This window comes from Actinoplanes sp. ATCC 53533 (genome assembly GCF_003947245.1).
In genome coordinates, this window is the sequence record NZ_QHHV01000125.1 from 144268 (window position 1) to 155648 (window position 11381).

Annotated in this window: 9 protein-coding genes; 4 read left to right on the plus strand and 5 right to left on the minus strand. The window is 71.6% G+C overall.

From position 1 onward, the window contains the following. Positions 1–860 precede the first annotated feature (860 nt). The 5 genes from DMB66_RS35970 to DMB66_RS35990 form a co-directional block, all read right to left on the minus strand. On the minus strand, positions 861–1298 hold the full coding sequence (locus tag DMB66_RS35970; RefSeq protein ID WP_125808581.1) for a hypothetical protein: 438 nt from the start codon (positions 1296–1298) through the stop codon (positions 861–863). A 322-nt stretch (positions 1299–1620) separates the two neighbouring features. Further along, the gene (locus DMB66_RS35975) at positions 1621–2565 is read right to left on the minus strand and encodes a pirin family protein (RefSeq protein ID WP_233625077.1); all 945 of its coding nucleotides are present in this window, start codon (positions 2563–2565) and stop codon (positions 1621–1623) included. Continuing rightward, complete coding sequence (locus tag DMB66_RS35980; RefSeq protein WP_199752818.1) at positions 2562–3953, minus strand: acyltransferase; 1392 nt, start codon at positions 3951–3953, stop codon at positions 2562–2564. The genes DMB66_RS35975 and DMB66_RS35980 overlap by 4 nt, the downstream gene beginning before the upstream one ends. Positions 3954–4084: 131 nt before the next feature. Continuing rightward, a complete protein-coding gene (locus DMB66_RS35985) occupies positions 4085–4504 on the minus strand; it encodes a pyridoxamine 5'-phosphate oxidase family protein (protein WP_125808582.1) in 420 nt (139 codons plus the stop codon). A gap of 85 nt (positions 4505–4589) precedes the next feature. After that, the gene (locus tag DMB66_RS35990; protein WP_125808583.1) at positions 4590–6020 is read right to left on the minus strand and encodes a DUF2252 domain-containing protein; all 1431 of its coding nucleotides are present in this window, start codon (positions 6018–6020) and stop codon (positions 4590–4592) included. 201 nt (positions 6021–6221) lie between these two features. Here DMB66_RS35990 and DMB66_RS35995 point away from each other — a divergent pair, with 201 nt between their 5' ends. The 4 genes from DMB66_RS35995 to DMB66_RS36010 all read left to right on the plus strand — a co-directional run. Further along, on the plus strand, positions 6222–7235 hold the full coding sequence (locus tag DMB66_RS35995; RefSeq protein ID WP_125808584.1) for a LacI family DNA-binding transcriptional regulator: 1014 nt from the start codon (positions 6222–6224) through the stop codon (positions 7233–7235). Between the two features lie 147 nt (positions 7236–7382). Continuing rightward, complete coding sequence (gene araB, locus DMB66_RS36000) at positions 7383–9014, plus strand: ribulokinase (RefSeq protein ID WP_125808585.1); 1632 nt, start codon at positions 7383–7385, stop codon at positions 9012–9014. 58 nt (positions 9015–9072) lie between these two features. After that, positions 9073–10563, plus strand: a complete 1491-nt coding sequence (gene araA, locus DMB66_RS36005; RefSeq protein WP_125808586.1) for an L-arabinose isomerase — start codon at positions 9073–9075, stop codon at positions 10561–10563. A gap of 132 nt (positions 10564–10695) precedes the next feature. Further along, the coding region (locus DMB66_RS36010) for a sugar-binding protein (RefSeq protein ID WP_148112788.1) at positions 10696–11381 on the plus strand (686 nt) is incomplete at its 3' end.

Sequence of the window (11381 nt, forward strand, 5' to 3'; positions counted from 1 at the left end):
CTGTTCTGGTTGCTTGGCTGCGCTGGTTGTCTGTCCCGCGCGGCTTGTTCTGGTTGCTTGTGCGCTGGTCGCCTGGCGCGCGCGGCTGCCCGGTGCGCGCGGCTGCCCGGGTGGCTCGGCTGCGCTGGTTGCCCCGGTTTGCCCGACCGGCCCTGATTGCGTGGCTGCTCGGCCGCCGGCCGCGAGCAGAGTCGGCGGGCGGTGGCCAGGGGGTGTCTGATCCCGGTTGATCACTATTTGCAGGGTGCGATCCCTCGGCAGCAACCTCGGATTGCAACGACAAAGAACCGAACGAGGGCAGCGTTGAGATCTTGGTAACCAGTGGCACCCTCGACTTCGCACTTTCGGTGTCAGGTCGAGGTCGTGCAGGCCGCTCCGGTCACCGCTCGGCAGGGCAAGCTCCATAGCGGTGCGGAGCTCACCGGATCGCTGCAAGATCCCCGTCGGCTGGCCGCCGACCCTCACTCGACATAGATGCGTGCCGGCGCGGAGGGCGCCGCAGGTCTTCAAGATCTGTGAACCGGCTTCCCGAATTCAGGTGCAGCTGGCAGCGGCACCGGGCACCATATCGCCAGGAAATATGCACTAATTCCCGAATGTGGTACCTCGGCATCACTTTCGTCGGCCCTGCACGGGCGACGTGACGCACAGCCTTCAACGCTCGTGAACAAGCCTCCGGGCGGGCCGCTGGCTGCCAAGATCTCGGCAGTAGTCGTCGGTTGGTTCCGTGCGGCCGCAGACCCGAACAATCCACCGAAATGACGAAAAGTCGGGTGGCCCTAGGGGGCCAAAAACTACCAAGGTCTATCAAAGCGGCCGGGCGGTTTCGGATAAAGGTGATTTAACCGGATCAGCGGGTCTCAGAGTCGACCGCTCTTGGTGAACGGGGCGACCGGAGCCGGCAGCGCCAGCCCGGCCTGAGCCAGGGCATGCAGCAGCTGCCGCAACTCCGCCCGGGTGAGCATCTCGAACTGCTCGGGCCTGCGGTGCGGCACGTCGAGCGCCCGCGCCGCCTCCACGGCCCGCGCCCCGATCGCCGCCTCGACGGCCCAGAGCCGGTGGGCCAGCATCGCGACGTGCGCCGAACGGGTCAGTTCCTCGTGCAGGCGCAGCAGCCGGCGCAGGTCGGCGGCGAGCTGCTCGATCGGCGGCCCGAGTGGTCGCGGCTCCTCGGCGATCCGGCCGGCCCAGGCCTGGGACAGGGCAGCCCACCAGCGGGGCGTGTAGACGACGGCGGCGCCGATCAGGGTCGGCGTGACGGTGATGAGGGCGAGTTTCCCCACGTCGAGCAGGCTCACGGTGACTCCTTCAGCCCGCGTGCATGTTCACCTCCTTGACGATCCGCCCGCCCGCGACCACCGTCAAGCCGAGAATGTGCGACTGCCCGAAAAGGATCTTCGCAGCCCAGCGGCCGTGGGCCGGCGAGTCAGTGGGCGTGGCGGTGGGCCGGTAGGTCAGTGGGCGCGGCGGCGGGCCGGCAAGGCAGCGGGCGCGGCGGCGGGCGGGTAGGTCAGTGGGCGCGGCCGTGGGCTGGGAGGCCGGCGTATGTAGGCCGGCGTATGTAGGCCGGTAAGCGGGTGTGGCCGGCGAGGTCGGTGGGTGCGGCCGTGCGGAGGCGAGTCAGCGGGTGCGGCCACGGGCGACCAGCCGGGTGATAGGCATCGGCGGGGCCGGGATGTCCGGGCCGTCATAGCCAAGGACCGTGCCGAACGGCCCGCCGCCCGCGCGGTTCTCCCATGCCTGCCGGGCCGCCGCGATCTCGTCGTGGTCGCGGCCCACGAAGTTCCACCACATCACAATCTGCTCCGCGAACGGCTCGCCGCCCAGCAGCATGAGCCGGGTGTCCGGCCCGGCTTCCAGCCTCAGCTCGGAGCGGCCCTCGCCGAGGTAGAGCAGCGGTCCCGGCTGGACGGGGATGTCCGCCACGGTGGCCGCGCCGTCGATGACCAGCACCGCGTACTCGAAGTCGGGCCGCAGTGGCAGCGCGGCCCGGCTGCCGGCCGCCAGGGTGACCTCCGCTCCCAGCAGCGGGGTGTGGCAGCGGGCGGGGGAGAGCGCCCCGGCCAGCTCGCCCATGAGGATGGTCGCGGTGAGGCCGCCTTCGGTGACCACCGGCAGCCGCGCGTGCTGGGTGAAGCTCGGTGGCACGTTGCGGTCCGCGTCCGGCAGAGCCACCCAGAGCTGGATGCCCTGCAGCACGTCGCTGTGCGTCGCCGGGGTCTCCTCCGAATGGGAGATGCCGGCTCCGGCCGTCATCAGGTTGAGCTGCCCGGGCCGGATCTCCTGCAGGCTGCCCAGGCTGTCCCGGTGCAGGATCTCCCCGGCGACCAGCCAGCTCACGGTCTGCAGGCCGATGTGCGGGTGCGGGCCGACGCGCATCCCGGGCGAGCCGTCGAGCCGGTGCGGCCCGTACGCGTCGAGGAAGCACCACGCACCGACCATCCGCCGGTGCTTGCTGGGCAGGGTGCGGGTCACCTCGAGCCCGCGCGGGCCGCCCAGCGCCACCGGGGCACCCTCGATGATCTCCACCCCGGCCGGGGACACCGCCGCGTCAGGATTGTTCACCCCCTGAAAACTACCCGCGTCCGGCGCACAGCGGAGCCGCTGAAACCTACCCGCGCCCCTCGCTGAGCGGAGCCGCCCGCAGCAGGCCGGCGCCCAGCACCAGCAGGGCCAGCGCGAGCGGCGCACTGACCGGCACGATCAGCAGCATGGCCGTGCGTCCCTCGAGCAGCCCGCCGAAGCCCACCGACGAGATCCCGAGCACGCCCAGCGTGCACATCGCCGCCCCGGCCGCGGCCCGCGTCGCCGATCCCGGGGCGATCGTGGTGGGCCGCTGCGTGTCGAACCGGCGGAACGTCAGCACCAGGGCCGCCGTGACCAGGGCCGCCGCGCCCAGCCACAGTGGCCGGGTCGCCCACCAGCCGGCCGAGCCCGGCGCCGCGACCGGGCCGGCCGCCGAACGCCGCGAGTACGACGAAGGCCGCGCTCAGGTGCCACAGGAATGCCGTCATGGCCAGGCCGTTCGCCGCCACCACGGCCCGCCACACCCGGGCCCGGCTCAGCAGCCGGGTGGCCGGTGCCCGCAGCAGCAGGACCAGGCCGATCAGCCACACCGCGTGCGCCGCCAGCGCCACCGTCGGCGGGGACATGTTGGACACCGTCTCGCCGGGCACGCCGACCATCGATACCGGGTACGGCCCCACCGTGGTGAGCAGCAGCATCGCGCCCAGCCCGCCGCCGGCCAGCAGCAGGGCGAGCCGCCGGCCACCTCGCTGGAGCGTCCCGTCGGCGTAGAGGAAGCCGAGCTGGTGCACGCCGGCCCAGACGACCAGCAGGTTCAGCACGGCGACGCGTGGCTGCCCGGCGAAGCGCAGCACGTCCACGCCGGCCGCCACGGCGAGCAGGGCCACCGGCACCCGCGCGCCGAAGCGCTCGTGCAGCCGCCACATCACCGGGGCCAGTGCGACCAGTCCCAGGTAGACGCCGAGGAACCACAGTGGCTGCACCGCCGTACGCAAAGCCACCCGGACCAGGCCGTGGTCCTGGCCGGCCAGTGCCGCGCCCAGGGCCAGCGCCAGCCACACCGCGAGGAACACCGCCGCCGGTCGCAGCAGCCGGGCGGTGCGGGAGCGGGCGAAGTCCGCGTATCCGCCGCCGCGGCGCCGGATCGAGGCCAGTGCGGTCGCGTGCGCGAACCCGCCGACCAGGAAGAATACCGGCATCACCTGGAGCAGCCAGGTCGCCGGGCGCAGCTCGGGCACCAGGGCCAGCACGTTGGTGACGCGGGTGCCGCCGTCGGCGCCGGGCACCGGTACGGCCATCAGCCAGTGCCCGGCGATCACCGCGCCGAGCGAGGCGACCCGCAGCAGGTCGACGTAGCGGTCCCGGCCGGGCGGGGTCGCGGCCGCCAGCGCGGCGGCGGAGGTACCGGGCAGGGTGGTTGAGGTCATGCGGAAACCCTGCCGGGCCGGCGGCTGCCACGGATGGGTGCGCGTACTCAACCGGCGCCGGTGTCGATGCCTACGAGCTCGCCTCGGGCCGGCCGTCGGCGGGGCGACGCCGGATCACCCCAGATTCACGATCACCGAGAAATATCGACGGCGCCCAGGCAGGCCGAGCCGAGCACCCGGGCGATCGTCACCTCGATGACCACCCGCTGCGGGTTCGGGCGCGGCCGGCGGTAGCGCTCGGCGTACCGGCGTTCGGCCTCGGCGACCGACTCCGGGTCGTCGCGGACCACGGCCCGGCCCTCGATCGTGCACCAGCGCGCGCCGTCGACCTGGCAGATCGCCACCCGGTCGCCGCCCGCGCGGACCTGCCGGACCTTCGCGGAGCCGCCGGACGCGATCACCCGCAGCAGGCCCGCCGCCGGGTCGACGGTGGCGCCCACCGGCACGACGTGCGGGGAGCCGTCGGCGCGCAGCGTGGTCAGCGTGCAGAGGTGGCGTTCCGTCCAGAAACCGAGGACGGCCGGCGCGGACAGAGACAGTGCGCCGCTCATGCGTGCTCAGCCCGGAGATCAAGGACGGACTGTGCGCCGCTCATTGCGTGCTCAACCTGGAAATCAAGGACGGACAGTGCGCCGCTCATGCGGTCTCCGCTGGCAGGTGACCCTGGCGCACCGCGGTGACCAGGCGTTGGTGGTCGCTCTCGACCTGGTCCGCGTAGGCGCGGGCGAAGGTGCTGAGCATGTCGTCGAGCTTGTCGCTGCCGCCTATGTAGCCGGCGATCATGGACGCGCCGCTGGTCCGGGCGTGGCTCTTGGCGAGCAGGAAGCCGCAGATGCCCGCGTAGTCGGCCAGCGCGCCCGCGTTGATGTCCTCGATCAGGATCGCGCCCTTCATGTCGCGGAACTGGCGCACGTAGAACTGCTGGTCGCCGACCGTGGCCCAGCCGAGCAGGGGATCGCTGACGGTCTGCAGGGCCTGCTGGTATTCGACCACGCGCTGGCCCTGGTGCCGGTGCCAGGCTACCGAGCCGTGCTGGTGTTTCGCGATCACCGACCGGCGGGCCTGTTTGAGCTGCAGGAACACCACGTCGTCCGGGCTGCTGCCCTCGCACAGCGCGACGTACGCCCGCAGCCCGACCGAGCCGACCCCGACCACCTTGTGCGCGATGTCGACGATCCGGTAGCCGGCCAGGATGCGCGCCCAGTGCGGCGGCAGCGTGTTGAGATAGCCGTCCAGGGCGGCGGACAGGTAGCCGATCTCGCGCTCGCTGGGCCGGGTGATCAGCGGCGGCTCCTGCACCAGCCGTACGGTGCCGTCGCGCTGCTCGGTGAAGCGGGGGAGCGCGCGGTCGCTGGTGCGCCGGCGGGCCCGCCGGGCGGCCCGTTCGATCTCGTCGCGGAGCCCCTCCTTGGTGGCCGCCTTGCGCAGGTCCTCCACGTCGAGGGCGGCGAAGGAGCGGGCCAGCAGCGGCATCTCGGCGAGGTGCCCGATCTGCTCGCGGTATTCCTCGACGCAGTGCCGCACCGCGTCGGCGCAGGCGTGCTCGCGGAAGCCGTTCTGCCGCCCGGCCACCCAGACGCTGGTCACCAGCCGGCGCAGGTCCCACTCCCAGGCGCCCGGGTGGGCCTCGTCGAAGTCGTTGAGGTCGAAGACCAGTTCCCGTTCGGGGGAGGCGTAGAAGCCGAAGTTGCCGAGGTGGGCGTCGCCGCAGATCACCGGCGTGATGCCGGTTTGCGGCAGGGACGCGAAGTCGTCGGCCATGATGTTGGCCGAGCCGCGCAGGAACGCGTACGGCGAGGCGATCATCCGGCCGACGCGGACCGGGACGAGCCAGGGCAGCCGGCCCTCGTGCGCCTCGACGATCTGCTGGACGGGATCGGCGCGGTCCGGTGCCGGGCTCCAGTGCGCGAGATCGGAACGCGGTGAACGCTCGCGCAGCGAGCGGCCGAGCCCGTAACGTGCGGCGCGGGGCGGGGCGGGTGTGCGCAGCGAGGCGAAGCCGTTGTCGCGGCGGGGGGCGGGCACGTCAAGGCCGCCGGGCGGCGGGGAAACCGGTGCTGCTTCCATCACCGCCGAGCGTACGGGGCCCGGCACGATCGGACGCACGGGCCGGTTGACGAGGGTCTTGTTATCGCTAACAATGACGGTCGGGCCCACACTCCGGGACAACCGTCATCCTCGTCGATTTCGGTGACCGTTTCGGGGCGTCCAGGCCGGCCGGCCAGGGGGCCCGCCGGATGGTGGTCCGCTACGGGACGAGGTGCGGCGATGGACGTGCACGCGGCGCGCAGCCCCGCCATGACCGACGTCGCCCGGCTGGCCGGAGTCTCGCACCAGACCGTCTCGCGGGTGCTCAACGACCACCCCAATGTACGCGAGCAGACCCGGCTGCGGGTCCGCGCCGCCATCGCCGAGCTGGGTTACCGGCCCAACCGCGCGGCCCGGGCGCTGGTCACCGGCCGCTCCCAGCTGATCGGGATCGTCGCGCAGAACAGCACGCTCTACGGCCCGGCCTCGCTGCTGGCCGCGTTCGAGCAGGCCGCGGCCGAGGCGGGCTTCGCGGTCAGCGTGGGCAGCGTGGGCCGGCTGGACCGGGAGTCGATCGCCGGCGCCGTCGAGCGGCACCTGGATCAGCGGGTCGCCGGGCTGGTGGTGATCGCGCCGGTGAAGTCCGCCGACGACGCCCTGGAGGGCATGCCCGCCGGGGTGCCGCTGGTGACCATCGACGGCGATCCGCAGCGCTCGCACACGCTGGTGACCGTGGACCAGGCGGCCGGTGCGCGCGCCGCCACCCGGCACCTGCTCGCCGCCGGGCACCGTACGGTCTGGCACATCTCCGGCCCCCCGGAGTGGTACGACGCGGCCTGGCGCATCGAGGGCTGGCGCGCCGCCCTGGAGGAGGCCGGCGCCGAGGTGCCACCGCTGGTGAACGCCGACTGGTCGGCCGCCTCGGGTTACGACGCCGGCCGGATGCTGGCCCGGATGCCCGAGGTCACCGCGGTCTTCGCCGCCAACGACCACCAGGCGCTCGGCCTGCTGCGCGCGTTCAGTGAGCACGGCCGCCGGGTGCCGCACGACGTGAGCGTGATCGGTTTCGACGACGTGCCGGAGGCCGCTTACTTCATCCCGCCGCTGACCACGGTGCGGCCGTCCTTCCACGCGGTCGCCCAGGCGGGCCTGGACCTGCTGCTGGCCCAGATCACCGACCCCGAGACGCCGCCCAACCGGGTGGTCATCGCGCCGCGGCTGGTCGAGCGCGCCAGCGTGGCTCCGCCTGCGTAAACCGGTTTCAGGTAGGTTGCGGCGTTGTATCCGCTCACCCGTTGACATCGGAAATGTTAGCGCTCACACTCGATTCCACGCCGCAGGCGTGTGCGCTGTGCCACGTCGGTGGAAACGCCGGCTCACCCTTCCCGGAGGTATTCACTCATGCCCGTCGCTCCGCCCGAGACCTATGTGATCGGCGTCGACTTCGGCACCCTCTCCGGCAGGGCCGTCGTCGTGCGGGTGTCCGACGGCGCCGAGCTCGGCTCGGCCGTCCACGCATACCCGCACGCCGTGCTCACCGAGGCTCTGCCCGACGGCACCCCGCTCGGTCACGACTGGGCGCTGCAGGTGCCCGGTGACTACGTCGAGGTGCTCCAGCGGGCCGTGCCCGCCGCGGTGCGCGCCGCCGGCGTCGACGCCGCGCAGGTCATCGGCATCGGTACCGACTTCACCGCCTGCACGATGGTGCCGACACTGGCCGACGGCACGCCGCTGAGCGAGATCGAGGGCCTCGCGGGCCGGCCGCACGCGTACGTCAAGCTCTGGCGCCATCACGCCGCCCAGCCGCACGCCGACCGGATCAACCAGCTCGCCGCCAAGCGCAGCGAGGCCTGGCTGCCCCGCTACGGCGGCCTGATCTCCTCGGAGTGGGAGTTCGCCAAGGGGCTGCAGCTGCTGGAGGAGGACCCCGAGCTGTACCACCGGATGGACCGCTGGGTCGAGGCCGCCGACTGGATCATCTGGCAGCTCACCGGCTCGTACGTCCGCAACGCCTGCACCGCCGGTTACAAGGGGATCCGCCAGGACGGGCAGTACCCGACGCCGGAGTTCCTGGCCGAGCTCAACCCCGCCTTCGCCGATTTCGTCGCCGAGAAGCTGGACCAGCCGATCGGTCAGCTCGGCGCGGCCGCCGGCACGCTCAGCGCCGAGGCCGCCGGCTGGACCGGGCTGCGCGAGGGCATCGCGGTCGCCGTCGGCAACGTCGACGCGCACGTCACCTCCGCCGCCGCCCAGGCGCTCGACCCCGGCCAGCTGGTCGCGATCATGGGCACCTCGACCTGCCACGTGATGAACGGCGCCGAGATCGCCGAGGTGCCCGGGATGTGCGGCGTGGTCGACGGCGGCATCGTCGCCGGCCTGTGGGGTTACGAGGCCGGGCAGAGCGGGGTCGGCGACATCTTCGCCTCCTACCTGCGCCATCTCGCCCCCGAGTTCACCCACGAGCACCTCACCGAGCTGGCCCGCCGCCAGCAGCCGGGCGAGCACGGCCTGATCGCCCTCGACTGGCACAGCGGCAACCGCTCGGTGCTGGTCGATCACGAGCTGTCCGGCCTGCTGGTCGGCGAGACGCTGGCGACGCGGCCCGAGGACGTCTACCGCGCGCTGATCGAGGCGACCGCCTTCGGCACCCGGACGATCGTCGAGACCTTCAACGCCGCGGGCGTGCCGGTTCGCGAGTTCATCGTCGCCGGCGGCCTGATGAAGAACTCGCTGCTCATGCAGATCTACTCCGACGTGCTGCGGATGCCGCTGTCGGTGATCGGCTCCGAGCAGGGCCCGGCGCTGGGCTCGGCCATCCACGCGGCTACCGCCGCGGGCGCGTATCCCGATGTGCGGGCCGCCGCCGCCGCGATGGGCGCCAAGCAGACCGCGGTGTACGAGCCCGACCCGGACGCGGCGGCGGTCTACGACGAGCTCTTCGCCGAGTACACCAAGCTGCACGACTACTTCGGCCGGGGCGCCAACAAGGTCATGCGCAACCTGCGGGCCATCCAGCGCCGGGCGGCGCAGTGATCCGCACCGGGCCCCGCCACCACCGCTACCAGCACGCCTACGGACAGGAGTCCATCCGATGAAGCCCCAGATCTGGTTCCTCACCGGCAGCCAGCACCTCTACGGGCCCGAGACCCTGGACCAGGTCGCCTCCCAGTCGCAGCAGATCCAGCAGCTGCTGACCTCGTCCGGGGGGATCTCCGCCGAGATCATCAGCAAGCCGGTGCTCACCGACAGCTCGGCGATCCGCACGGTCATGCTCGAGGCCAACGCCGACCCGGCGTGTCTCGGCGTGATCGCCTGGATGCACACGTTCTCGCCGGCCAAGATGTGGATCACCGGGCTGGACGCGCTGCGCAAGCCGCTGCTGCACCTGCACACGCAGCTGAACCAGGCGCTGCCCTGGGGGTCCATCGACATGGACTTCATGAACCTCAACCAGGCCGCGCACGGCGACCGGGAGTTCGGCTACATCCAGACCCGGATCGGCGTGGCCCGCAAGACCATCGCCGGGCACGCCTCCGAGAAGTCGGTGGTGTCCCGGATCGACGGCTGGGTCCGGGCCGCGGCGGGCGTGCAGCGCCTGCGCACCCTGCGGCTCGCCCGTTTCGGCGACAACATGCGCGACGTGGCCGTCACCGAGGGCGACAAGGTCGAGGCCGAGCTGCGCTTCGGCGTCTCGGTCAACACGTACGGCGTGAACGACCTGGTCGCGGTCGTCGACGCGGTGCCGGACGGCGAGGTCGACGCGCTGGCGGCGGAGTACGCGGACGCCTACACGCTGGACCCGGAGCTGGCCCGCGGGGGCGGCCGGCACGAGTCGTTGCGGTACGCGGCGCGGATCGAGGCCGGACTACGGCAGTTCCTCACCGAGGGCGGCTTCGGCGCGTTCACCACCAACTTCGAGGACCTGGGCGGCCTGCGCCAGCTCCCCGGCCTGGCCGTGCAGCGGCTGATGGCCGACGGCTACGGCTTCGGCGGCGAGGGCGACTGGAAGACGTCCGCGCTGCTCGCGGCGGTCAAGGCGATGGGCACGGGCACCGGGCGTGGCACCTCGTTCATGGAGGACTACACCTACCACTTCGGGCCCGGCGAGCAGAAGATCCTCGGCGCGCACATGCTCGAGGTCTGCCCGAGCATCGCCGCCGACCGGCCGTCCTGCGAGATCCACCCGCTGGGCATCGGCGGCCGCGAGGACCCCGTACGCCTGGTCTTCGACGCCGCCCCCGGCCCGGGCGTGGTGATCGGCATGGCCGACCTCGGCGACCGGTTCCGGCTCGTCGCCAACGCCGTCGAGGTGACCGCGCCGGACGAGCCGCTGCCCAAGCTGCCCGTGGCGCGTGCCGTGTGGAAGCCGGCCCCGACGCTGGCGACCTCGGCCGAGTCCTGGCTGACCGCCGGCGGACCGCACCACACCGTGCTCACTCAGGCAGTCGGTGCCGAACCACTGCGTGACTTCGCCACGATGTTGCACACAGAGCTGCTCATGATCGACGAGAATACGACTGTGCACGATTTCGCCGACCGGGTCCGCTGGAACCAGGCTTATTACCGTCAGTACGCAAGGTAAGGCTGTCCTGGCGGGCCTTTGTAACGCACCGCTAACAACCGTGTTCAGGATTGTTTACTTCTGAGCGGACGTGCGAGAAAGTTTCCCACGTCGTGCGCGTGATCTGACGACCCACATCGCAAGGAGAGAACGATGAAGTTGACCCGACTCGCGTCAGTGGCCACGGCCATGACGCTGATGGCGGCCATGGCCGCCTGCGGTTCCAGTGAGAAGACGGTCGACACCCAGGCATCCGGTGCTGCGGACAGCAGCGGAGCGCTGATCGGCGTGACCATGCCGACGCGTTCCTCCGAGCGGTGGATCAGCGACGGTGACAACCTCAAGAAGCAGCTCGAGGCCAAGGGCTACAAGGTCGACCTGCAGTACGCCGAGGACCAGATCCCGACCCAGGTCAGCCAGCTCGAGAACCAGATCACCCGCGGCGCCAAGCTGCTGATCATCGCCTCCATCGACGGCACCGCGCTGACCTCGCAGCTGCAGACCGCCAAGGACAACAAGATCCCGGTGCTCGCCTACGACCGGCTCATCCGCAACAGCCCGAACGTGGACTACTACGCCACCTTCGACAACTTCAAGGTCGGTGTCCAGCAGGCGACCTCGCTGCTGGTCGGCCTGAAGCTGCTCAAGGAGGACGGCTCGCCCGGCGACGCCAAGGGTCCGTTCAACATCGAGCTGTTCGCCGGTTCGCCGGACGACAACAACGCCACCTTCTTCTTCAACGGCGCGATGTCGATCCTGCAGCCGTACATCGACAAGAAGACCCTCGTGGTCAAGAGCGGTCAGACCGAGTTCAAGACGGTCGCCATCCTGCAGTGGAA

Coding starts and splice junctions, on each gene's coding strand:
- araB (WP_125808585.1), top strand. CDS start 7,383: ATGCCCGTCGCTCCGCCCGAGACCTATGTGATCGGCGTCGACTTCGGC.
- DMB66_RS35995 (WP_125808584.1), top strand. CDS start 6,222: ATGGACGTGCACGCGGCGCGCAGCCCCGCCATGACCGACGTCGCCCGG.
- DMB66_RS35990 (WP_125808583.1), bottom strand. CDS start 6,020: ATGGAAGCAGCACCGGTTTCCCCGCCGCCCGGCGGCCTTGACGTGCCC.
- DMB66_RS35985 (WP_125808582.1), bottom strand. CDS start 4,504: ATGAGCGGCGCACTGTCTCTGTCCGCGCCGGCCGTCCTCGGTTTCTGG.
- araA (WP_125808586.1), top strand. CDS start 9,073: ATGAAGCCCCAGATCTGGTTCCTCACCGGCAGCCAGCACCTCTACGGG.
- DMB66_RS35980 (WP_199752818.1), bottom strand. CDS start 3,953: ATGACCTCAACCACCCTGCCCGGTACCTCCGCCGCCGCGCTGGCGGCC.